This is a genomic window from Streptomyces sp. NPDC001220, assembly GCF_053597895.1.
The window spans coordinates 183,682-206,078 of the sequence record NZ_JBSFJE010000015.1; the positions used below are offsets into that span (position 1 = coordinate 183,682).

At 72.2% G+C, this 22,397-nt stretch carries 18 protein-coding genes; 8 read left to right on the forward strand and 10 right to left on the reverse strand.

What is annotated here, in order from left to right:
- Positions 1 to 180 precede the first annotated feature (180 nt).
- The 3 genes from ACWDGI_RS32380 (at position 181) to ACWDGI_RS32390 (ending at position 5,066) form a co-directional block, all read left to right on the forward strand.
- Complete coding sequence (locus tag ACWDGI_RS32380) at positions 181 to 1,236, forward strand: rhamnogalacturonan acetylesterase (protein ID WP_450765128.1); 1,056 nt, start codon at positions 181 to 183, stop codon at positions 1,234 to 1,236.
- 128 nt (positions 1,237 to 1,364) lie between these two features.
- A complete protein-coding gene (locus ACWDGI_RS32385; RefSeq protein ID WP_450765130.1) occupies positions 1,365 to 3,062 on the forward strand; it encodes a DUF2264 domain-containing protein in 1,698 nt (565 codons plus the stop codon).
- Positions 3,063 to 3,086: 24 nt separating this feature from the next.
- The gene (locus tag ACWDGI_RS32390) at positions 3,087 to 5,066 is read left to right on the forward strand and encodes a PE-PGRS family protein (protein ID WP_450765132.1); all 1,980 of its coding nucleotides are present in this window, start codon (positions 3,087 to 3,089) and stop codon (positions 5,064 to 5,066) included.
- Here ACWDGI_RS32390 and ACWDGI_RS32395 read toward each other — a convergent pair.
- From ACWDGI_RS32395 to ACWDGI_RS32425, 7 genes are all read right to left on the reverse strand, one after another.
- On the reverse strand, positions 5,056 to 5,349 hold the full coding sequence (locus tag ACWDGI_RS32395; RefSeq protein WP_450765134.1) for a hypothetical protein: 294 nt from the start codon (positions 5,347 to 5,349) through the stop codon (positions 5,056 to 5,058). The two genes, ACWDGI_RS32390 and ACWDGI_RS32395, sit on opposite strands and share 11 nt — an antisense overlap.
- Positions 5,350 to 5,386: 37 nt before the next feature.
- The gene (locus ACWDGI_RS32400; RefSeq protein WP_450765136.1) at positions 5,387 to 6,700 is read right to left on the reverse strand and encodes an MFS transporter; all 1,314 of its coding nucleotides are present in this window, start codon (positions 6,698 to 6,700) and stop codon (positions 5,387 to 5,389) included.
- 80 nt (positions 6,701 to 6,780) lie between these two features.
- Entirely contained in the window at positions 6,781 to 7,581 is an 801-nt protein-coding gene (locus ACWDGI_RS32405) for an ABC transporter permease (protein ID WP_450765138.1), read from the reverse strand.
- 5 nt (positions 7,582 to 7,586) lie between these two features.
- The gene (locus ACWDGI_RS32410) at positions 7,587 to 8,390 is read right to left on the reverse strand and encodes an ABC transporter permease (protein ID WP_450765140.1); all 804 of its coding nucleotides are present in this window, start codon (positions 8,388 to 8,390) and stop codon (positions 7,587 to 7,589) included.
- Between the two features lies 1 nt (position 8,391).
- Positions 8,392 to 9,387 carry an ABC transporter ATP-binding protein gene (locus ACWDGI_RS32415; protein ID WP_450765142.1) on the reverse strand — a complete coding sequence of 332 codons (996 nt, stop codon included), beginning with the start codon at positions 9,385 to 9,387 and terminating at the stop codon, positions 8,392 to 8,394.
- 140 nt (positions 9,388 to 9,527) lie between these two features.
- Positions 9,528 to 10,763 (reverse strand): ROK family transcriptional regulator, encoded by a 1,236-nt coding sequence (locus tag ACWDGI_RS32420; protein WP_450765144.1) that lies wholly within the window; start codon positions 10,761 to 10,763, stop codon positions 9,528 to 9,530.
- Between the two features lie 89 nt (positions 10,764 to 10,852).
- Positions 10,853 to 12,106 (reverse strand): FAD-binding protein, encoded by a 1,254-nt coding sequence (locus tag ACWDGI_RS32425; RefSeq protein WP_450765146.1) that lies wholly within the window; start codon positions 12,104 to 12,106, stop codon positions 10,853 to 10,855.
- Positions 12,107 to 12,463: 357 nt separating this feature from the next.
- On the opposite strand from ACWDGI_RS32425, the gene ACWDGI_RS32430 reads away from it, so the two are divergent.
- The 4 genes from ACWDGI_RS32430 (at position 12,464) to ACWDGI_RS32445 (ending at position 18,127) form a co-directional block, all read left to right on the forward strand.
- On the forward strand, positions 12,464 to 13,471 hold the full coding sequence (locus ACWDGI_RS32430; protein WP_450765148.1) for a hydroxyacid dehydrogenase: 1,008 nt from the start codon (positions 12,464 to 12,466) through the stop codon (positions 13,469 to 13,471).
- 48 nt (positions 13,472 to 13,519) lie between these two features.
- Positions 13,520 to 14,587, forward strand: coding sequence for a LacI family DNA-binding transcriptional regulator (locus ACWDGI_RS32435; RefSeq protein ID WP_450765150.1), 1,068 nt, complete (start codon positions 13,520 to 13,522; stop codon positions 14,585 to 14,587).
- Between the two features lie 123 nt (positions 14,588 to 14,710).
- Positions 14,711 to 16,030 carry a radical SAM protein gene (locus tag ACWDGI_RS32440; protein WP_450765152.1) on the forward strand — a complete coding sequence of 440 codons (1,320 nt, stop codon included), beginning with the start codon at positions 14,711 to 14,713 and terminating at the stop codon, positions 16,028 to 16,030.
- Positions 16,031 to 16,609: 579 nt separating this feature from the next.
- On the forward strand, positions 16,610 to 18,127 hold the full coding sequence (locus ACWDGI_RS32445) for a cellulose binding domain-containing protein (protein ID WP_450765154.1): 1,518 nt from the start codon (positions 16,610 to 16,612) through the stop codon (positions 18,125 to 18,127).
- A gap of 97 nt (positions 18,128 to 18,224) precedes the next feature.
- Here ACWDGI_RS32445 and ACWDGI_RS32450 read toward each other — a convergent pair whose 3' ends face one another.
- The 3 genes from ACWDGI_RS32450 to ACWDGI_RS32460 all read right to left on the reverse strand — a co-directional run bounded on the left by ACWDGI_RS32450 (position 18,225) and on the right by ACWDGI_RS32460 (position 21,131).
- Entirely contained in the window at positions 18,225 to 19,226 is a 1,002-nt protein-coding gene (locus ACWDGI_RS32450) for an ABC transporter substrate-binding protein (protein WP_450765156.1), read from the reverse strand.
- A gap of 79 nt (positions 19,227 to 19,305) precedes the next feature.
- Entirely contained in the window at positions 19,306 to 20,340 is a 1,035-nt protein-coding gene (locus tag ACWDGI_RS32455; protein ID WP_362566015.1) for an ABC transporter permease, read from the reverse strand.
- Positions 20,337 to 21,131, reverse strand: coding sequence for an ATP-binding cassette domain-containing protein (locus ACWDGI_RS32460; protein ID WP_450765159.1), 795 nt, complete (start codon positions 21,129 to 21,131; stop codon positions 20,337 to 20,339). The genes ACWDGI_RS32455 and ACWDGI_RS32460 overlap by 4 nt, the downstream gene beginning before the upstream one ends.
- Positions 21,132 to 21,353: 222 nt before the next feature.
- Between ACWDGI_RS32460 and ACWDGI_RS32465 the strand changes: the two genes are divergently transcribed.
- Positions 21,354 to 22,343: a LacI family DNA-binding transcriptional regulator gene (locus ACWDGI_RS32465; protein ID WP_450765341.1), complete on the forward strand. Its 990-nt coding sequence runs from the start codon at positions 21,354 to 21,356 to the stop codon at positions 22,341 to 22,343.
- The last annotated feature ends 54 nt before the right edge of the window (positions 22,344 to 22,397 follow it).

Consider the following 22,397-nt stretch of genomic DNA (forward strand, 5'->3'; position numbering starts at 1 on the left):
CCTCCTTCGGAGGGGGGGGTTGCGGGTGTCTGTGAGAGTGGCAGTTGAATCGATTTCGCGAAAGGCCTTTCGTTCTCTTGGGGTTGGCAGTGTTGTGAAAACGGTCCAAGGTCTAGAAAGCGCTTGTGAGTGGCGGTACGGTCCCCGCCAGGCCCTGTCGCCGTGACGGAGGAGTCCCGAGTGAGACGTTTCAACGGTGTCCGTACCGCCGTGGCCGCGGTCGTCCTGGGCGCGGCCACCTGCCTGGCGGGCACTCCCGCCCAGGCGCACGACCGGCACCCGCCGGTCTCCCTCGCGCACTGCACCGCCGACGCCTGCCACTTCGACGTCCCGCCGGGCGACTACGACGTGACGGTCCGGCTCGGCGGCGCGGCCGCGTCCAGCACGAGCATCAGCGGGGAGACCCGGCGCTCGCTGCTCCCCGAGACGGCCGCCGCGGCGGGGCGGCACGTCACCCGCGGCTTCACCGTGAACGTCCGGACGCCCGAGGGCGAGCCGACCGGACCCGACGGAACGCCCGGCCTCGACCTGGCGGTCGGCGGCTCGGCGCCCGCGCTCGCCGGCATCCGGGTGACCCCGGCCCGGCACGCCCGGCAGCTCTTCCTGGTCGGCGACTCCACCGTCTGCGACCAGCCCGCCGCCCCGTACTCCGGCTGGGGCCAGCAGCTCCCGCGGTTCCTGCGCCGCGGCGTCTCCGTCGCCGACTACGCGGACTCCGGCGAAAGTACGGTGACCTATCTCCAGAACCCCCGACTCTGGGGTACCGTCCAGCCGTTGATCGGCCGGGGCGACCTGGTCCTGATCCAGCTGGCGCACAACGACAAGACGACGGACGAGACGACCTACCGCGCGAATCTGGAGGCGCTGGTGGCGGGCGTCCGGGAGAAGGGCGGGCGGCCGGTGCTGGTGACACCGATCGTGCGCCGCTGGTTCAATTCCGACGGCACGCTGAACAACGACATCGCGCTTCTGGTCAACGGGCTCGGCGTCAATCATCCTGAGGTGATCCGCTCGGTCGCCGCCGCCGAGGACGTTCCGCTGATCGACCTCACGGCGAAGACCAAGGCGCTGGTGGAGTCCCTCGGCGTCGAGGGCTCCAAGGCGCTGTACCTGTACAACGAGGAGAGGGACAACACGCACACCTCCGCGTACGGAGCCACCGTCTACGCGGGCCTGGTGCGTGACGAACTGCTCGCCCGGCACCTGGTGCCCCGGGGCACCGTGCGGGTGGGCTGAGCCCCTGGGGCGTCCCGACCGGAACCGGGGCGCCCCAGGTTCCAACGGCACGAGTTCGGTACGAAATCCGGCACGCGGTCGGGCACGGGGTCCGGTACGAGGTCCGGTACGAGCGAGAAAGAGCACCGATGCAGCTGCCCGCCGAGGACCGCGGCCCCAGCCCGCGCACCGGCTACACCCGCGCCCACTGGGAGGCCGCGGCCGACGCCCTGCTCGCCGCCGTGGAGCCCTACGCCACCCCGGACCGTGCCCTCTACCACCTCCCCGGCGACCACCAGAGCTGGTCGGGGCGCCTCTCCGACGGCCTGGAGGGCTACGCCCGCACCCTGCTCCTCGCGGCCTTCCGCCGGGACGAGACGGTGCTCCAGCGGTACGCGGACGGGCTCGCGGCCGGTGTGTCGGGCGGCTGGCCGCGCGTCGAGGACCGCAGCCAGCCGCTCGTCGAGGCGGCCTCCGTCGCCCTCGCCCTGCGCCTGACCCGCCCCCTGCTGTGGGACCGCCTCGACGACGGGGTGCGGCAGCGCGCCGCGGCCTGGCTCGCCGACGCGCTCACCGCCGAACCCTGGCCCTGCAACTGGGAGTTGTTCCCGGTGACGGTCGGCGGTTTCCTCGCCGAGGTCGGCCACGAGCCGGAGGCCGCGCGCAAGGCTGTCGACCACGGCCTGGCCCGCATCGAGGAGTGGTATCTCGGCGACGGCTGGTACACCGACGGCGACGGCCGCAAGTTCGACTACTACAACGGCTGGGCGATGCACCTCTACCCGGTGCTGCACGCCTGGCTGGCCGGCGACGAGAAACTGCTCGACCTGTACGGCGGCCGTCTGGAACGCCACCTCGCCCACTACGCCCGGCTGTTCGGCGGCGACGGCGCCCCGATGCACCAGGGCCGCTCCCTGACGTACCGCTTCGCGACCACGGCCCCGCTCTGGCTGGGCGCGCTCACCGGACGCACGCCCCTGTCCCCCGGGGAGACCCGGCGGCTGGCCTCCGGAGCGCTGAAGTACTTCCTGGACCGGGGCGCGGTGGACGCCCACGGACTCCTGACCCTCGGCTGGCACGGGCCCGACGCGGCGGTGCTGCAAGGCTATTCGGGGCCGGCGTCCCCGTACTGGGCGAGCAAGGGCTTCCTCGGCCTGCTGCTCCCCGCGGAGCACGACGTGTGGACGGCGACGGAGGAACCGGGCCCGGTGGAGCGCGCCGACGCGGTCACGCCGATCGCCCCCGCCAACTGGCTCCTCCAGTCGACGAGTTCGGACGGGATCGTCCGCCTCCACAACCACGGCAGCGAGGACGTCCGCTACGACCCGTACTACACCCGGCTCGGCTACTCGACCGTCACACGGCCTTCGGCGTCGTACGACAACAGCGTGCTCGTCGGCGGCGATCCGAGCCGGACGGACATCGAGCCGCTGGGCGTCGGGCAGGGCTGGGCGGCCTCCCGGCACACGGCCGCGTCGGGGGCTCGCGTGACGAGTGCCGTGCTGGCGCGCGGGGCCGTGGAGGTGCGGGCCTTCCTGGTGGCCGGGGCGGAACCGGGCACGCCGGTGCGGGTGACCGGCTGGGCCGCACCGGAGGGGCTACGGGCCGAACTGCTGCCCGTCGTGGGCCTCGACGCCGAGCTGGCCGGGGTCACGGGGGAGGACGAGACCCTGTTCGTCGCGCTCGGCCGGCTCACCGGCGCGACGGACGCCGAGCCGCTGGCGGGGACGGTGACCGTGCGCGCCGCGGGGACCCGGGAGCTGGCCGTTCTGTGGAGCGACGGTCCCGGACTGCGGGTCCGGTGGCATGACTCCGGAGTGGATGTGGAGCACATCGCGCGGGGCTGAGCCGCGTCGGGCATGATGCGGATCATGGGGTGGAAGGACGAACTGACCGGACTGCTGGGGCGGGCCGGGCTGGAGCTGGTGGCGGACCCGTGTGTCGAGGAGGTGGTGCCGCCGCCGGTGGCGTGGCGCCATGTCATCAAGGGGGACGCGGAGCCGACCGCGGAGGTCGCGCTGGATCATCCCGATCTCGTCGCCGAACTCAATGCGCGTTGGCACCGGTTGGCGTCCGAGGCGGGACTGCTCGACGGGGACGGGGTGTTCCTCGTCGACTTCCACGGCAACCGCAGAGGCTGGATACGGGTCCGGCTCACCGACGCCTGGGACCTCGCGGGAGTCTTCGGCGAGCGGCCCGGACAGCCCGAGTTCGTGACGCTCTCCCTGGACGGGGAGGCCCTGGTCGGAGCCACGACGGAGGAGTACGCGGTCTGGCTTGTAGCCGTCGACCGGATCCGGGAGCGGCAGGAGGCGATCGCGCAGGCCGCCGCCGCGGAGACCGAGGAGGACCGGGCGGCCGCCTGGGAGGCGCTGTTCCGGGCGCCCGGGCCCACGCGGAAGGTGCTGGACTCCTGGGCGAGCGGCCTCTCGCTCAACCCGTCCCTCCCGGAGGACCTACGGCCTCTGCTGCTGAAGAAGACCTCCTTCGCCATGTACCGCGCCATGCCGGCGGCTGTCGTGGACGCGTTGCTGGCCGACCCGGACTGGAAGGTCCGGATGAGCGCGGCCGAGCATCAGCCGAACATCACGCCCGGACAGTGGGCGCGCCTGATCGCGGCCGAGCGGGAGGAACGGCACCGGTGGCTCCTCGCCACGGTGGCTGCCGAGCGCGGGGCCGAGCTGTCCGAGGAAACCCGCCGCGAGCTGGCCGCAGATCCGTCCGCACGCGTGCGCTGCGAGGCAGCACGTCTCAAGGGCCTGCCCGCCGACCTGGCGGTCGCCCTGGCCTCCACCGACCCGGACGGCGGGGTACGGGCGGTGGCCTGCGCGACCGCCTGGCCGCACCTCGACGCCACGGCCCGGGCGGCGCTCCTGGCCGACCCGTCCGGTACGGTGCGCGAGCGGACGCTGCCGTTGCACCACCGGGACCACCCGATGCCCCGGTCGGTGTACGCGTCCGGGGACGTCAAGCGCGAGGCGCTGGAGAGCTGCCTGCTGGAGCGCGAACTCGCCGAGCACCTGGCCCGCCACGGCGACTCGGACGAGCGTCGCTCCCTCGCGCACAACCCCTGGCTGGACCCCGACCTGGTCGCCCTGCTCGCAGGGGATCCCGACGCCCGCGTCCGCTGGTCGGTGTCCATCCGGGCGGACCTCACCGAGGAACAACGCGCGGACATCCCCGTCGACTTCGATCCGAGCGGCCACTACTTCCCGCTCGACTGGGTCACGGAGCTGCACGACGACCCCGAGGCCATGCGCCGCCTGGCCGCCTCCGCCCACCCCCTCGTCCGCAGAAGCGTCGCCCGCGCCCGGCAGCTGCCGCCGGACGCGGTCGCCGGCCTGGCCGACGACGAGGACCGGGTCGTCCAGCTCTTCCTCGCGGAATCCTGCGACGACGCGCCCGCCGAGATGCTGCTGCGGGTGTGGAAGTGGTGGACCGGCAGCCTCTCCAGCCCCGACCGTCCGCGCGGCCACCCGAACTTCCCGCGCCACGGCCTGCTGCGCTACGCGGACGACCCGAGCCCGCGGATGCGCCGACTGGCAATGGACGACCCCGAGTCCACGCCCGGCCTGGTGGAACGGCTCAGCCGCGACCCCAGCGACGAGGTGCGCTATCGCGCCGCGACCGACCCCCGGCTGTCCCCCGTCGCCGCCGCCCGGTTGCTGGCCGACCCCCACGAGCACGTACGGCACGCGGCCGCCCTTCATCCCCGCCTGCCGGTAGTGCTCCTGACGCAGCTGCTGCGGGGCGGCGGCGTCGAGACGGCCGCCCGCAACCCGGCGCTGCCCGTCGAGGTCATGCGCCGGATGGTCGAGGCGCTCGGTGGGGCGGCACCCGTCACGGCGTGAGACGGGCGATCCGCAGCGTCGTCGTGGTCGGGGACGCCCCGGTGAGCGGAGTGCCGTAGGTGGGGGTGACCGGCGCGTGGGCCCAGGTGAGTGCGGAGTCCTTGAGGACCGCGACGTCACCGGTGATCCGCGCGCTCACCACCTTGTCGGCGCTGACGCACCTGCCGCTCCGGTCGACCAGCCGCAGACGCGTGCCGGTGCAGGTGCCGGCCGAGCACTTGGCGTTCTTCAGGGACTCCCAGGAGAGCAGGAACCGGTCCTTGCCGTAGGGGGCGAGGTGCACGTCGACGTTCTGTGACCTGTGGTGCGTGGTGCGGAAGTCATGCCTCCTGGTCGTCGCCGGCGCGGGGAAGCCTGCCGTGTTCCGGCGCGGCCGCCGCGGGCACCGGCGCCGCCCTTCTGATCGGGGTGCCGAGGGCGGCGAGGCCGGTCAGCGTGCAGCAGACACCGGCTACGGCGGCCACGGCGGCGGTGCCGTACCGCTCGGCCGCCCAGGTGAGGACGGCGGCGCCGGCCGGGGCCAGCGCGTACTGGAGGGTCCAGTGCGCGGAGGTGACCCGGCCCAGCAGGGGTTCCGGGGTGATCTCCTGGCGCAGGGACATGGAACAGGTGCCCGCCACCCCCACGCAGGCCAGGTAGACCGCGCACAGGACCGCCACCACGGGCACCGAGCCCACCCGGCCGAGCCCGGCGAAGGCCAGTCCGCACACCGTCATCGACGCGATCCAGGTCGGCCCGAAGCCCAGCCGCCGCCGCAGCCGGGCGACCAGCAGCGCCCCGGTGATCGTGCCGACCGCGCCGACCGCCAGCACCGTGCCCACCGTGCCGTCGTCGTGGCCGAGGTCGTGCTTGAGGTGGTAGATGACCAGGTCGTTGATGCCGAGGCTGAGGAAGCTGAAGACGGCGAGCAGTCCGGTGACCGACCGCAGGACGGGGTGCCGGACCAGATAGCCGATCCCGGTGCGCAGGTCACGCCACACCCCCCGCTTCCCGGCCGGCTGGTCGTCCCCGGCGCGCTCCCGGACCCGGACCAGCAACAGCAGGGCGGCCGACACGGCATAGCTCGCCGCGTCCACGGCCACCGCGTCGGCCGGCCCCGTCCAGGCGGCCAGCAGACCCGCGCCCAGGGGACCGAGGACACCGGCCGCCGCCGCGGTGGCGTTGACCCTCCCGTTGGCCTCGGTGAGCCGCGTGACGTCGACAAGTCCCCGTACGACGGTGACGTACCCGACGGCGAAGAGCATGCCGACGGCCTCGCACAGCGGCAGGACCACGTACAGCAGCCAGAGCCGCGGCCCGGCGAGCCAGACGACCGGGACCAGGCCGTAGAGGACCATACGGACCAGGTCGCAGGCGATGAGCAGCTTCCGCCGGTCGACCCGGTCCACGACCACCCCGGCGAAGACCGCCGCCAGCACCATCGCGACCCCACCGACGGCGGTGAGCAGGCCCATCCGCGCCACCGAGCCGGTCGCCTGGAGGACCAGCAGGGGCAGCGCGACCAGACTGAAGGAGTCGCCGAGCACGGACAGCGTCTGGGCGAGCCAGAAGAAGCCGAAGTCCCGTTGCCTCCACAGCGGTTGCCCGACCGCTGTCCGCTGCGTGCGCTCCGCCCGCCGCGCCTCGTACGTCACGGCTCCCCTTCCGTGTCCCGCGAACCCTACGCCGACCGCCCACCGGCGAACCGACGCCCTCCGGGGTCTTCCTCGGCCGGTCAGCCGTTCACCCCCGTGTAGTGGCCCAGCGCCCACCGCCACAGCCGGCGCGACGCCAGGTAGGCGAGCAGGCCGAGGAGCGGGGATCCGGCCGCCAGCCAGTAGGGGGCGCCCGTCGAGTGACCGTGGCCGGTGAGGACCGCGGCCGGGAAGTAGGCGACGAAGGCGAGGGGCAGGCCGTAGGTGAGGAGGCCGCCGACCGCGCGGGGGAGGACGTTCAGCGGGTAGCTCCCGAAGGTGCCGAGAAGTTCCTCCAGCCAGCGGCCCCAGTAGTCGGCGGCCGGGTAACGCAGCGAGGCGCAGGCCACCACCGTGAAGAGGGCCGCCTCCAGGAGCATCCCGCCGAGGACGGCCGCGACCAGGTAGCCGATGCGGCCCGCCGTCCAGTCCAGCTCGCTGCGGCCCAGCGCGCCCGCCATCAGACCGGCCGCCACCGTCAGGTCGCCGATCGCGTTGGTGGGGAAGAACTCCAGCTGGACCTGGCGGTAGACGGGCAGCGGGCGCAGGAGGTAGGCGTCGATCCTGCCCTCCTGGATGCTCCGGCCCAGACCGTGCACCCGGCCCAGGAGGAGCACGAACAGGCCGTGCGCCAGCATGCGGGTCGCCGGGATCAGCAGGACGTCGCCGCTGTCCCAGCCGCCCATCCCGGCGAACCGGGTGAGCAGCACCGTCGCGAACACGATCACCGACACCTGCCAGACCGCGCCGATCGCGATCATCATCAGGAACTCGGTGCGGTACTCCAGCTGGGCGCGGAAGTTGAGGCGCGTGATGCGCCACATGATCCGTACGGCGTTCATCGGTCTCAGCCTCCTTGCGAGATCACGCGGCGGGCGGCCCGCCGCCACACGAACCGGGTGAACAGGTAGAGGGCCACGACCCACGCGGCCTGGACGCCGAGCTGGAAGGGGGCGTCCGACAGCGGGACGCGGCCCACGTACAGCGAGAGCGGCACACTCAGGGTCGCCTGGAAGGGCAGGAAGGAACTCAGCGTGATGAACCAGTGCGGGAAGTACCACAGCGGCGCGTACACCCCGGACAGCAGGTTCTGCGCGAAGACCAGGATCAGCATCGCGGCCGTGTTCCGCAGCGTCCAGAAACACAGCTGGTCGATGAGGAGCATGACGTGGTACAGGACCAACTGGCCCAGCGCGAGGCTGAGGACGAACACGCCCGCCACCGCCGCCGAACCCGGCGGCTGCACGACCCCGACCGCCAGACAGACCGCGTATCCGGCCAACGCCCAGGTCAGACCGTACAGTTGCTCGCCGATCGCGCGCAGGGCGTGGTAGCGCCTGGGTGGCATCGGTCGCAGGTACCAGTAGACGATCGTGCCGAAGTGCACATGCTGCATGACCGTGTCCCGGCCCGCGTACTGGTCCAGCTCCCGCAGCCGGGATGCCAGTACGGCCATCACCGCGTAGGTCACCGCCTGGCCGCGGTCCAGACCCGCGGTCGTACCGGACTGGGCGTACAGGCCGCGCCAGAGCGAGGCCACCAGCACCACCTGCACGGTCAGCCGCAGCAGCACCCCGGTGATCCGGGGCGGGGTGTACAGCTCGCCGAGCGGGGTGACCCGGGCGGCGCGCCAGCCGTGGGACAGGGCCATCTCAGACCGCCTCGGCCTGCACGTAGGCCGCCCGCATGACGTCCTCCAGGTCCGCCTCGTCCACCGCCACGCCCGTCACCTCGTACCGCTCGATGACCAGCTTCAGCGCCTGGTGGACCGTGGGCGCGGCCGGGCCGTCCGGGCCGAACACCACCTGGGGGCCGTCCCGGCTCACCAGTGTGACGCCCGGCAGGGGGCCGACCGGGGTGTGCGGGTCGGCGAGGGTGGCCCGCACCTGCCAGGTCGAGCCGAAGGTACGGCGGATCTCCTCCAGGGAGCCGTCGAGCACCAGCCGCCCGTGGTTGACCAGCACCACCCGCTCGGCGAGCCGCTCGACCTCGGTCATGTCGTGCGTGGTCAGCAGCACGGTACGGCCGCGCTCGGCCACCTGGTACCGCAGGAACTCGCGGACCTGCTCCTTCACCACCACGTCCATGCCGATCGTCGGCTCGTCCAGGAACACCACCGGCGGGTCGTGCAGCAGGGCGGCCGCCAGGTCGCAGCGGACCCGCTGGCCGAGCGAGAGGTGCCGGACCCGGGTGTCCCAGAAGGCGGACAGGTCGAGGAGCTGGTCGAACTCCCGCAGCCGCGCCGCGTGTTCGGCCCTCGGCACCTCGTAGATGTCCCGCAGGATGGCGAACGACTCCCGCACCGGCAGGTCCCACCACAGCTGGGTGCGCTGCCCGAACACCGCCCCGATGTTACGGGCGTTGCGCTCCCGCTCCTGGTACGGCACCACGCCGGCGACCCGGGCGTGGCCGGAGCTCGGGGTGAGGATGCCGGTGAGCATCTTGATGGTGGTCGACTTGCCCGCGCCGTTCGGGCCGAGCAGGGCGAGGAGTTCGCCGGGGGCGACGTCGAAGGTGATGTCGGAGACCGCGTGCTTCTCGACGCGCTCGGGGTTGACCAGGGATCGCAGGGCGCCGGAGAGACCCGGGCGCCGGACGGTGGTGTGGAAGGTGCGGGACAGACCGCGGACCTCGATGCTTCCGGCCACGCTGGGGGACTCCCTCGTTCCGTACACGACGTACGGCCGGCCGGTTTGGGAGGCCGACCGGCCGCGGATACGCAACGACCGTCGCAGAGCGCCGAGGGGCCCGGCAATGGACTAAAGGACTCGAGAGTTGGACTGATCGATCACCGCGAGGCGGACGCGGTACGGCCCGGGCGCACCCCGTTGCGCTGCCCCACGGACCGCAGCGCCCCCTCCAGCGCGAAGGTGGCCGCGCCGAGGCAGACCGGGTCGGTGGGGATGGGGGAGAGCATGATCTCGGTGGCGGCGAACGGCCGCCCGAGCGCGTGCCGACGGACGGCCTCGCGGACCTCGTGGAGCAGCGGTTCACCGAGCCTGCGGGCGACCCAGCTGCTGAGCACCACCAGTTCGGGGTTGAGCAGGTTGACCAGGTTGGCGACCCCGGCGCCGATGTACCGGGCCGTGTCCCGCACCACCTTGACCGCCACCGGGTCACCGTCCGCCACCCCGCGGGCCAGCGCCTCGATCGTGGCCGTCTGGTCCTCCGGGTGCAGCAGCGGGCTGTCCGGGCTCGACTCGCGCAGGTTGAGCATGATGCCGGGAGCGCCGACGTAGGTCTCGACACAGCCGTGGTTGCCGCAGTGGCACGGCCGCCCGTCCAGGACGAGCGTGGTGTGCCCCCACTCCCCGGCGCTGTTGCTGACGCCCCGGTGCAGTCCGCCGCCGAGGGCGAGCCCGGCGCCGACCCCGGTGCCGAGGTTCACCACCACCGTGTCACCGCGCCCGCGCGCCGCCCCGAACCACTGCTCGGCCACCGCGCAGGCACGCAGCGGGTTGTCCAGGTGGAGGGGGTAGGCGACGTGTTCGGACAGCAGGTCGAGCAACGGCACGTCGTGCCAGTCCCAGTTGGGCGCGTACTCGGCGATACCGGTGTCCCGGTCCACCTGCCCGGGCGCGCTCACCCCGACGCCCAGCACCCGCGCGCCCTCCACCCCGGCCTGCGCCACCACCGAGCCGACGGCGGCGGCGACATGGCTCACCACCTGCTCGGGCCGGTGCTCGCCGGGGCGCATGTCCTCCTCGGCGCGGGCCAGCACGTTCAGCGCCAGGTCGAACAGCTCGACATGGACGTACGTCTCCGCGATGTCCACGCCGATCAGCGCGCCCCCCGAGGCGTTGACCGCCACGAGCCCCCGGGGCCGGCCGCCCGCCGAGTCCTCGAAGCCGACCTCCGTGATCATCCGCAGTTCGAGCAGTTCGCCGACGAGCGTGGCGACCGTGGCCAGACTCAGCCCGGTGACGGACGCCAGCTCCTGCCGTGAGGTGGGAGACTCGGCGATGATGTGCCGCAGCACCTCGTAGCGGTTCGCGGTGCGGATGTCACGTGATGTGTGCTTCACACGGCGCAAGGCTATGGGCTGCGGCGGGCTTTCGACAAGGGATTAGGAAAAGGGCTTTATTAAGCCGCTCGAAGGGCTCCGCGAGCTCGTCATCCGCCCAGTACGTCCTGGACGAAGGGATTGGCGAACTTCCCCTCGGGGTCCAGGGTCCGGGCCAGCGCACGGAAGTCGGCCAGCCGGGGGTAGCGGCCGCGGAGCACCTCGCCGGGGACACTGTGCACCTTGCCCCAGTGCGGACGCGGCTCGAACGGCGCCAGCACCTCCTCCAGCCGGCCCACCGCGGGCAGTACGGCCGCCAGGTCGTCGACCCAGGTGAAGTGCAGGGCCACGGAGTCCCGGCCGTGGGCGGGGCTGAGCCACTGCGGATCGGCGGCGATGGTCCGCACCTCGCAGGTCAGCAGCGCGGGCGAGACCGCCTGCCGGACGGCGTCGACCGCGTGCAGCGCCTCGACGGCCGTCGACCTCGGCAGCAGGTACTCCGACTGGAGCTCGTCCCCGCTGCTCGGCGTGAACTCCGCCCGGAAGTGCGGCAGCCGTTCGTGCCAGGGCCCCGGCACCCCGAACTGCTCGGTGCAGTTGCGCGCCGGCATGCCCGGCACCGGGTGCATCGCCTCGGTCGCGGGCGCGGCCCAGCCGAAGTCCACGGCGGGGCGGTCGGTGCGCCGCTTCACCCACACCTGCCGGAAGCCCGGCTCCCGCCAGTCGGTGAACAGGCTCACGCTGTACCCGGCGCCGGACACGGCCGCGAAGTCCAGCCCCGTCAGCGGCAGTTCGACGTACACCGTCTGCGCGACCTCGTAGGCCGGTTCCAGGTCGAGGGTGAGCGCGGTGACGACCCCGAGCGCGCCCAGCGAGGTCACGGCACCCTCGAACCGGGCGTCGCCGCGCGCGATCGTCTCCGTCGAACCGTCGGCGAGGACCAGCTCCACCTCCCGGACGGGCGCCGCCAGCGACCCGTTGGCCACGCCCGAGCCATGCGTTCCGGTGGCCACCGAACCGGCCACCGAGATGTGCGGCAGCGAGGCCATGTTGGGCAGCGCCAGGCCGTACGCATGGACCGCGCGGGCCAGTTCGGCGTACCGCACCCCGCCCGCGACCCGGACCGTGCGGGCCGCCGTGTCCACCTCGATCACCGGCGGCAGCCCGGCGACCGAGACCAGCAGGCCCTGCGGACCCGGGTCGGCGATGCGGTTGAAGGAGTGCCCGCTGCCCAGTACCCGGACCCGCGCGGCGCCCGCCACCAGCGACCGGAGCGCGTCGAGCGAGTCCGGGCGGCGGAACTCCTTGGCCGTGTACGTGATGTTGCGCGCCCAGTTGGTGACCGTCTGCGCCGGATCCGTCATCGTGTCGTCCCATCCCTGTCGTGCCGTGCCGGTTGTGCCGTGCGAGTTGTGCCGTGCGTGTTGTGCCGCGCCGTGCCGGTCGTGCCCTGTCGTGCCTGTCGTGCCGTGCCGTGCCTGTCGTGCCTGTCGTGCCGTGCCGTGCCGGTCGTGCCCCGCCGTGCCGTGCCGTGCCTGTCGTGCCGTGCCGGTCGTGCCGGTCGTGCCGTGCCGGTCGTGCCGTGCTGTGCCCTGCCGTGCCTGTCGTACTCCGCGCTCTCGTCCGCCGGAGAGTGCGTGTGCATTGACCCTCTCATTCGCCGAGACCTACGGTAGAGACCGGTTGCTATCCGCGCGTCACCGAGCCGGAAGGTCACTTCCTTGCCCGAGCGTCCCCAGGCAGTGTTCGCCATGACAGCCCAGAACGTGCCGCACATCTTCCCGCCGGAGGTGCTCGCACGGCTGCGCGCGTGCGTAGAAATCGATCCCACTGTGGTGGTGGACGACTTCACCGATCCCCGGGTCCGGGAGACGCTCGCCCGCGCCGAGGTCCTCGTCACCGGCTGGGGCTGCCCGACCCTGGACGCGGCCGCGCTGGACGCGGTGCCCGCACTGCGCGCGGTGCTGCACGCGGCCGGCTCGGTCAAGGGCTTCACCACGTCCGAGGTCTGGAAGCGCGGCATCCTCGTCTCCTCGGCGGCCGCCGCCAACGCGCTGCCCGTCGCCGAGTACACCCTCGCGATGGTCCTCCTCGCCGGAAAGGACGTCTTCGCCTTCCGTGACCTGCTGCGCACCCGGCGCACCTACCCCTACGGCGGCATCGTCCCCGGCATCGGCAACTTCCACCGCCGGGTCGGCGTCGTCGGCGCCTCCCGCATCGGCCGCCGCCTCATCGAGCTCCTGCGCCCCCACGACCTGGTGGTGAGCCTGGCCGACCCGTACGTCGACGAGGCGGAGGCCGCGCGGCTCGGTGTGCCGCTGCTGCCGCTGGACGAGCTGCTGCGCACCTCGGACATCGTCACCGTGCACGCCCCGCAGACCCCCGAGACCCGCCGTCTCGTCGGCGCCCGCGAACTCGCCCTGATGCCGGACGGATCGGTACTGATCAACACCGCGCGCGGCTCGCTGGTCGACCACGACGCCCTGGCCGAGGAGCTGCGCACCGGCCGCCTGACCGCGATCCTCGATGTCACCGACCCCGAGCCGCTGCCCGCCGACTCCCCGCTGTTCGACCTCCCCAACGCCTTCGTCACCCCGCACCTCGCCGGCTCGCAGGGCAACGAGCTGGCCAGGCTCGGGCTCACCGTCGTCACGGAGGCCGAACGGCTGCTGGCCGGCGACGGCCTGCGGTACGCGGTCGACCACTCGGTCCTCGAACGGGCCGCGTGACGGCGTCTCGTAGGGTGACCTGAACACATGACGAAGGGGAGCCGAGCGGTGGCGAAGCGGACACAGCCGGCGCCGAACGGGGACGCCTCGACCGTACGGGACGTGGCCGCACGGGCCGGGGTCTCCGCGTCGACCGTCTCCCGGGTGCTGGGCGGCACCTACCCGGTGGCCGCCACCACCCGCGCCAAGGTCCTGAAGGCGATGCGCGAGCTGGACTACGTGGTCAACGCGCACGCCCGCGCGCTCGGCGGCGCCACCAACAAGACGGTCGCCTTCGTCGTCGACGACGTCACCGGCCCCTTCTACGCGCACATCGCCCGCGGGGTCGAGGAGCAGGCCTCGGCGGAGGGCCGGCTGTGCATGCTCTGCACCACGCACGGCGACCCGCGGCGCATCCTCGCCGTGGTGGAGACGATGCGCGAGCAGCGGGCGGACGCGGTGATCGTGGTGGGCGGGGCCCTGGCGGACAAGGCCTACCACGACCGGATGACCCACTTCGCCCACGCCCTGGACCGGGCCGGCTCCCGGCTCGTCCTGGTCGGCCGGCCGCCGCTCGGCCCCGGCGTCCCGGCCACGGTCGTGGACTACGACAACGAGGGCGGCGCCTTCGCCCTCACCAGCCACCTGCTCTCCGGCGGCCACCGGCGCATCGCCTACCTGGGCCGTGTGCCCGGCCTCTCCACCAGCGCCCAGCGCATCGCCGGCTTCACCCGCGCCCATGAACTCCTCGGCCTCACCCCGGACCCCGGCCTGATCGCCGACGGCGTCTTCTCCCGCTCCTACGGCTACCAGGCGACCCGCGAACTCCTCAGCTCAGGAAAGGAGTTCACGGCGGTCTTCGCCGCCACCGACATGATCGCCGCGGGCGTCATCCAGGCGCTGCGCGAATCCGGCCGCCGTATCCCCGACGACATCGCGGTGGCCGGGTACGACGACATCCCGGTCGCCCGGGACGTCCACCCGACGCTCACCACGGTCCACGTGCCCCAGGAGGAGCTGGGGCGCGCGGCCGTCCGCCTCGCCCTGCACCGCGACGACCTGCCGGACGGCCAGCACCTGGTCCTGGGCACGCATGTGGTGCTGCGCGAGTCGACCCGACGGGCCGGCGGCAGCTGAACAGAGGGGTGAAACATCCCGAACATGGACGAATCGCACGGCGTGAGGGGACCCGGCACGGCCGGCGAACGAGCGGGGGCATACCGTGAGGAGTCGAACGCCTGAGTCGGAAGGAGACACGGGATGGGCAGCCGTACCGCGCTGGTCGAGGATCTGATGGAGAGGTTCCCGCACGTACCGAGGGAAGCCGTCTTCAAGGAGGACCTGCTCCGGGGCGGTGTCGCCTTCGATCCCTCCGCCCTGAGCGACAACGAGAGCGGCGAGGTCAAGCCGAAGTCGTACTTCATCTTCTCCTTCGACCACGGAACCCTGCCGGAGCTGGGCGAGGCCGCGCTGCGCCGGCCGCCGGAGGAGATCATCCTCACGGGCGGTCCGTACGACCTGCGCCGGACCGTCGTCTCCGTACGCGTGAACCCCGCCTCGCCGTACCGGGTGGCCGCCGACGAGGAGGGGCTGCTCGGGCTCTACCTGGACGGCAAGCGGATCGCCGACGTCGGGGTGCCGCCGATGCCGGAGTACTACCGGCACAAGCTCGCCAACGGGAAGTCCGTGATGGAGGTCGCCCCGACCATCCAGTGGGGCTACCTGATCTACCTCACGGTCTTCCGGGTCTGCCAGTACTTCGGCGCCAAGGAAGAGTGCCAGTACTGCGACATCAACCACAACTGGCGCCAGCACAAGGCCGCCGGCCGGCCCTACACGGGAGTGAAGGACGTCGACGAGGTCCTGGAGGCCCTGGAGATCATCGACCGGTACGACACGGCGAAGACCTCCACCGCCTACACCCTCACCGGCGGTGCCATCACCTCCAGGCTCCAGGGCCGTGACGAGGCCGACTTCTACGGCATGTACGCCAAGGCCATCGAGGAGCACTTCCCGAACCGCTGGATCGGCAAGGTCGTCGCCCAGGCGCTGCCCAAGGACGACGTCCAGCGGTTCAAGGACTACGGCGTGCAGATCTACCACCCCAACTACGAGGTGTGGGACGAGTACCTGTTCAAGATGTACTGCCCGGGCAAGGAGCGGTACGTCGGCCGGGACGAGTGGCACAAGCGGATCCTGGACTCGGCCGAGATCTTCGGCGCGCGCAATGTGATCCCCAACTTCGTGGCCGGTGTGGAGATGGCCGAGCCCTTCGGCTTCACCACGGTCGACGAGGCGATCAAGTCCACCACCGAGGGCCTGCGCTTCTTCATGTCGCACGGCATCACGCCCCGCTTCACCACCTGGTGCCCGGAGCCGACGACCCCGCTCGGCAAGGCCAACCCGCAGGGCGCCCCGCTGGAGTACCACATCCGCCTGCTCCAGGCCTACCGTCAGACGATGGAGGACTTCGGCCTGTCGTCGCCCCCCGGCTACGGCCCGCCCGGCCCCGGCAACGCCGTCTTCTCCGTCAGCTCCTTCATGGACAGCCTCCCCGCGGAGGAACCGACGAAGGTGTGACTCCCGGGTCACGGGACACAGGAGGGCGTCAGGCGGTCTGCCTGGCGCCCTCCTGGGCATTCCGGAGGGCGCGGGCCGGGCTCCCGGCTCCTCCCGCGGTGACCGCGCTCACCTCCCGGGCCTCGATGTCCGAGGGATCGGGGAGGACGGTGAGTCGGAATGCGGTTGCGGTGCGTATAGGAGGGCGGAGTTGTGGGCCACGGCGGACACGAACGCGTTCTCCGGCCGGACCGCGATCCACGGCCATGTTCCGCCATCGGCCGTCGGCGTACCTTTCGCCCGGTACGGTGACCGCGAGGATTCCACGCGGTCGGCGTACCCGGCGTGGGCGCGCGGCGGGCGGCGGCGGGTGGTGACCGGGGCGCGGTCAGGGCGGCTGAGCACGGCGGTTGGCGTGACGCCGGGGACCGGTGGTACGGGTGACGGGGAGGATCCGTGACACGACCACCGGTAACCGGTTTTGAATATGCCGCTTGTCAGTTGTGCAGGAGACGTGAAAAGCTCGGGTCCTGCCGCGAGGTTCCCCCCAACTCCATTGCCGATGTGGTGAGTTGACCTCGCTTTCGATGCAGGAGACCCATGCCCGACCTGCCGATCCCCCAGGACGCCGCCGAGGCAGCGCTGTTCTCCGAATGCTGGGACGCGGTGCTCTCCTACGCCGACCTGTGCACGTCCGGCGCTCTGACGGCCAATCAACTGGCCACCGAGGCCTTCGCCCTCGGTATGCGCGAGGCCCGTGACACGGACTCCACCCCGGTCCGCAGTGTCGGACGACGTGCCGCCCGGCTGCCGACGATCCCGCTGTTGCTCACGGCCGTCCGCAACACGGCCGCCGGCTGGGAGGCCGAGGGACTGGGCCACAAACTCGACCCGGACCTCAGACTGTGGCTCAACTCCGAGAAGGCCACACGATATACGGGCCCGCCCTTGCAGCGGCCCGTCGCCCTGCGCGGCCTGCGTGACATGCAGGAGGCGGACGCCGCACTGCTGTGGCTGGCCGAAGTGGAGGCGCTGCCGCTGCCCTCGGTGGCACGCCGGCTCGGCCTCGACCCGGTCGTCGCCGCCCAGGAACTGGAGCAGGTGCGCGGCCTGTTCCGGGACCGCTGCCATCGCGCGCACCTCGACACGCCGATGGCCGCCGAATGCCGCAGCTACGCCCGGCTCCTGGACGCGGTCACCCGGTCCGCCGCGGCCGACACGCCCGACGACCTCTCCCGGCACCTCGCCACCTGCGTGCAGTGCGCCGAGGCCGCCGCATGTCTGCGGCTGCACGGCGGCGGACTGCCCGCGGCGCTCGCCGGCGGGGTCATCGGCTGGGGTGGCCTCGCCTACCTGGAACGCCGCCGCCGCGCCGCCGAGGTACGGCTCGGCGCGGGCCGCCCGGGCGCCGGCGACCACGACGGCGGCGACCCCAAGGAGGGCACCGGCCGGGGGCGGGTGCTGCGTCACGGGCTGCTCGGCGCGGCGGTCATGATCTCGCTGGTGGCGCTCGGCGTGTCGATGATGCCGATGGGCAGCGGGTCCGGCGACGACACCGCCACCGCCTCCCACGACGACCGCCAGCCGGTCGCCGACCCCACCTCCGTGCCCCCGTCGAGCGAGCCGCCCGCCACCCACACGGCCACCGCGGGCCCGTCCTCGTCGGCCACCGCCGGCAAGCCGGCCGACCGGAACCCCGACCCGGAGCCCCAGGGCACCTCCACCGCCACGGCGGGTACCGGCGGCAAGGCCACCGGCTCCGCAGCCCCCGCTCCCGCTCACTCGCCCACGGAATCCGCGGCGGCCACCTGCCGGGTCTCCTACGACCTGGTCAACCAGTGGACCGACGGCTTCCAGGCCACCGTCACCGTCACCACCACCCAGGCGCTGTCCGGCTGGCGGGTCCAGTGGTCCTTCCGGGACGGCCAGAAGGTCACCCAGATGTGGGACGCGAGCGTCAGCCAGAGCGGCGGCCGGGTCACCGCGGACTCGGCCGACTACAACCAGTCGGTCTCCCCGAACGGCACCCTGTCCTTCGGCTTCCTCGGCACCTGGAGCGGCAAGAACTCCTCGCCGTACGGCTTCACATTGAACGGCGGCTCCTGCTCGTCGAGTTGAGCCGGACCGGCAGTACGACCGGCGGCCGGGCGGACCCAAGAGGGCGGGTCCACCCGGCCGCTGACCGTCTGTCAGGAGTGCCTGTCGGGCGGTCCGGTCAGCACTGCGACTTGTAGAAGTACTTGCTGACCGACGGGTCGTTCATGTTGTCCTTCGTGATCGCCACCATGTTGGTGCCGATCGTCTTGCTCACCGACTTGCCCTCGAAGGAGTCGGCGAGCTGGTCCACCGCCTGCCGGCCGATCGCAGCCGGGTCCTGGGCGACCAGCACCTGGAGGGTGCCCGCCTTCAGCGCCGCGACCTCGTCGGGCTCGGCGTCGAACGCGGCCACCTTCACCGTGCCCTGCTTGCCGGCCTGCTTCAGTCCGGTGGCGATGCCCGTACCGGTGTTGGTGTTGCCGGCGAACGCCCCGCCCAGGTCCGGGTGGGCGGCGAGCGTCGACTGGATCTGGGAGGCCGCGGTGGCCGGCAGGTCGTTGTCGTAGAGCGTCGGCAGCACCTTGATGTCCGGGTACTTGCCCATCTCCTCGGTGAAGCCCTTGATCCGGGCGTCCGTCGTCGACACACCGGGCTTGACGCTGATGACGATGACCGAGCCCTTCTCGTTCATCAGCTTGGCCAGCGCGTCGGCGGCGACCCGGCCGCCCTTCTCGTTGTCCGACGAGATCCGGGTGATCCCGACGGAGTCGTCGCTCACCGTCGTGTCCACCAGCGCCACCTTGGTGCCCGACGACTGGATCTGCTTGAGCGAGGGCGTCAGCGCGCTGGTGTCCACCGGCGAGATCAGCAGCCCGTCGGGCCGGGCCGCCGCCACCGAGTCCAGGAGCGGGCGCTGCACCGACACGTCCCACTGCGCGGAACCGTCGGCCGTGAAGTCCATCCCCTTGGCCTTGGCCTCCTGCTGCGCGGCGCAGGTCATGGTGATGTAGAACGGGTCGCTCTTCACCCCCGTGATCAGCCGGACCTTCTTGCCCTTGGCGCCGCCCGAACTCCCCGAGCCGCCACCGCCGTCCGACGAACCGCACGCCGAGGCCGCGCCGAGGGCCAGCACCGTGCCCACCGCGACCAGCAACCCGCGCCTGCTGCGAATGCTCCCCATCACAGAGTTCTCCTTGTCCTGCGCGATCGAGTAGTCCCGTGCCCTTGCGTCCCGCGTGGTCGAACCACGGGTGTGCGCGTCATGCGCGCTCCCGGGTCTTCCTGCGCATCTGGTCGATGTAGACGGCCACGACCAGTACCACGCCCACCGCCACGTCCTGCCAGTACTGCTGGACGCCGATCACGATCAGCCCGGTGGTCAGCACCGCCGGAATGAACACACCGATCACCGTGCCCAGCACCGAACCCCGCCCGCCGAACAGGCTGGTACCGCCCAGCACCACCGCGGTGATCACCTTGAGGTTGTCGGTGGAGTGCCCGGCGATCGACGTCGTGCCGTACGAGGCCAGCCACATCACCGCGCCCAGCCCGGCCAGCAGCCCCATCAGGCCGTACACCTTCACCAGGTGCCGGCCCACCGGAATGCCCGCCCGCCGTACCGCGGTCGGGTTCGACCCGATCGCGAGGGTGTGGTCGCCGAACCGGGTGGCGGCCAGCACCGCGCCGAAGATCGCGGTCACCACGGCGGCCAGGATCACCATCCAGGGGATCCCGAGCAGCTTGCCGAAGCCGAGGCTGTTCTGCAGATGGGTGGAGGCCGCGCCGGCCGGGTCCTGGCCGCCGGTGGCGAGTTCGGCGATCCCCAGCGCCGCGCCGAGCCCGCCCAGCGTCACGATCAGCGGCGGCACCTTGCCGCTGGCCACCACCACACCCTGCAGCGCGCCCCAGGCCGTGCCCACGGCCAGCGCGATGACGACGCAGATCGCGACCGTGCCCCAGCCCGACGCCGGGCCGCCGTGATGGAGGTTGTACTCGCCCGCCGCCACCGCGGCCAGCACCAGCACCGACCCGATCGACAGGTCGATGCCCGCCGTGATGATCACGAACGTCATGCCGACGCCGAGCACCAGGTAGATGGCCGCGTTCACGGCGATCTGGGTGATGTCGTACGTGGTGAAGAACTTGCCCGGGGCCGCGATGGTGAAGAACACCACCAGCGCCAGGAGGATCACAAAGGTCCACAGTTCGTTGAGCGTTGCCGCGCGCCGGAGCCAGTCCGGCACCCCGGCACGGCTGCCGACGGCCACGGGGGCCTTCTCGCTCTCGGCCGTCATCGTGCGCCCTCCGCTTCCTTGCCCCCGCCCGGCCCGTCCAGGGATCCGGTCATCGCCCCGACGAGCTCCTCGATCGTGGTGTCCGCCGCGGTGTACGACGCGACGCGCCGGCCCAGCCGCAGCACCTCCACCCGGTCCGCGACCGACAGCACCTCGGGCATGTTGTGACTGATCAGCACCACACAGATGCCTCGGTCGGCGACCCGGCGGACGGTCTCCAGGACCCGGGCGCGCTGGACCACCCCCAGGGCGGCGGTCGGCTCGTCCATGAAGATGACCTTGTTGGCGAAGGCGACGGCCCGGGCCACCGCGACGGACTGCCGCTGGCCGCCGGACAACGTTGTCACAGCAGCTGTCACATCCTTCAGTTCCACGCCGAGTTCGGCGAAGGCCTTGACCGCCTCCCGGCGCATCGCGGGCCGGTCGAGGACGCCGACCCGTCCGAGCAGGCCTCCGCGCACGATCTCCCGGCCGAGATAGAGATTGGCCGCCGCGTCGAGATCCGGCGCGAGCGACAGGTCCTGGTAGACCGTCTCGACGCCGTGCCGCTGTGCGTCCATCGGCCCGGAGAACCGCACCGGTGCGCCGTCCAGGCGGACTTCGCCGGCGTCGGGGGCGAGGACGCCCGACAGGACGTTCACCAGAGTGGACTTGCCGGCGCCGTTGTCGCCGATGAGGGCGACGACCTCGCCGGGGTATGCCGTGAAATCGGCGCCCTGGAGCGCCTGGACGTGACCGAAACGCTTGACCACGCCATGTGCGGTGAGCAGTGGTTCCCTTGCAGAGGCCATGTTGTGCCTTCTGGTTGGTATCGTTAACAGCTTGGCTGATTCTTGGGGCGCTCACAGCGGGGTGTCAAGGGTGGTGCAGCCGATCCCGGACCGGGTCGTCCGGCTCCTCAACTCTTGCTATTTGCACGTCTGTTGATATGCCATCGAGTTGGTAACGTTAACGAGTCGACGCTCAAACGTGACGCAGGTGGAGGACGTGGCGTGGCAGCCACCCGGCCGACCATGAAGGACGTTGCCGCGGAAGCGGGCGTCAGCGCGATGACGGTGTCCCGGGTCGTCAACGGCGATGCGGCCGTCGCCCCGCGCACCGCCGCGCGGGTGGAGGCCGCGGTCCGCAAACTGGGCTACCAACGCGACGACGTGGCCCGCCAGTTACGTCGCACCCACGAACTGAGCCAGACCATAGGGCTGTTGGTCGACGATGTGGCCGACCCCTTCATGGCCGCCGTGGCCTCCGCGGCCGAGGACGTCGCCCGGCAGCGCGGCAGCGTCATGCTCATCGGCTCCAGCCGCGCCGACCTGCGCCGGGAGCGCGAGGTGATCGCCGCGTTCACCGCCCGCCGCGTCGACGGCCTGATCCTCACCCCGGCCGCCGGCAGCCACCGCTTCCTGCGCCCGGCCCAGGCGCAGGGCACGAAGATCGTCTGCGTGGACCGGGCGGCACCCGGGCTGAACGTGGACGCCGTGGTGGTCGACAACTTCGGCGCGGTGCGGGAGGCGGTGGGGCGGCTGGCGGCACACGGCCACCGCAGGATCGGGTACATCGGTGACACCCCCCGGATCTGGACGTTCGGCGAACGCCGGCGGGGCTATCTGGCGGCGCTGGCGGCGGCCGGCCTCGCCGCCGACCCGGCACTGGTCAGGGACGGTCTGCGGCCGGGCCCGGAGGCGGCCGGGGCCGTCACCGAGATGCTGGCCCTGCCCGACCCGCCGACCGCCCTGCTGGCCGGCAACGAGATCCTCGCCTTCAGCGCCCTGACCGTCCTCCCCGCCGGCCTGGCGTTCGTCGCCTTCGACGACTTCGCGCTCGCCGACCGGCTGACCCCGCCCGTCACGGTGATCGCCCAGGACCCGGTGGCCCTCGCGACCAGCGCGGCACACCTGCTGTTCGCCCGCATCCACGGCGACGTCTCACCACCGCGCACGGTGGTCATGCCGACCCGCCTGATCGAGCGGGGGTCGGGGGAACTGCCGGGGCCCTTCGCGGCGTAGGAGGGGCCGTGGGGCGGGCGGGGAAGGGCGGGGGCGACCGGCGAAGGTCGGTCG

Excerpts from the sequence above, each read along its gene's own strand:
- ACWDGI_RS32385 (WP_450765130.1), top strand. The coding sequence starts at position 1,365 with ATGCAGCTGCCCGCCGAGGACCGCGGCCCCAGCCCGCGCACCGGCTAC.
- ACWDGI_RS32390 (WP_450765132.1), top strand. The coding sequence starts at position 3,087 with ATGGGGTGGAAGGACGAACTGACCGGACTGCTGGGGCGGGCCGGGCTG.
- ACWDGI_RS32405 (WP_450765138.1), bottom strand. The coding sequence starts at position 7,581 with ATGAACGCCGTACGGATCATGTGGCGCATCACGCGCCTCAACTTCCGC.
- ACWDGI_RS32410 (WP_450765140.1), bottom strand. The coding sequence starts at position 8,390 with ATGGCCCTGTCCCACGGCTGGCGCGCCGCCCGGGTCACCCCGCTCGGC.
- ACWDGI_RS32425 (WP_450765146.1), bottom strand. The coding sequence starts at position 12,106 with ATGACGGATCCGGCGCAGACGGTCACCAACTGGGCGCGCAACATCACG.
- ACWDGI_RS32440 (WP_450765152.1), top strand. The coding sequence starts at position 14,711 with ATGGGCAGCCGTACCGCGCTGGTCGAGGATCTGATGGAGAGGTTCCCG.
- ACWDGI_RS32445 (WP_450765154.1), top strand. The coding sequence starts at position 16,610 with ATGCCCGACCTGCCGATCCCCCAGGACGCCGCCGAGGCAGCGCTGTTC.
- ACWDGI_RS32450 (WP_450765156.1), bottom strand. The coding sequence starts at position 19,226 with ATGGGGAGCATTCGCAGCAGGCGCGGGTTGCTGGTCGCGGTGGGCACG.
- ACWDGI_RS32455 (WP_362566015.1), bottom strand. The coding sequence starts at position 20,340 with ATGACGGCCGAGAGCGAGAAGGCCCCCGTGGCCGTCGGCAGCCGTGCC.
- ACWDGI_RS32460 (WP_450765159.1), bottom strand. The coding sequence starts at position 21,131 with ATGGCCTCTGCAAGGGAACCACTGCTCACCGCACATGGCGTGGTCAAG.
- ACWDGI_RS32465 (WP_450765341.1), top strand. The coding sequence starts at position 21,354 with ATGAAGGACGTTGCCGCGGAAGCGGGCGTCAGCGCGATGACGGTGTCC.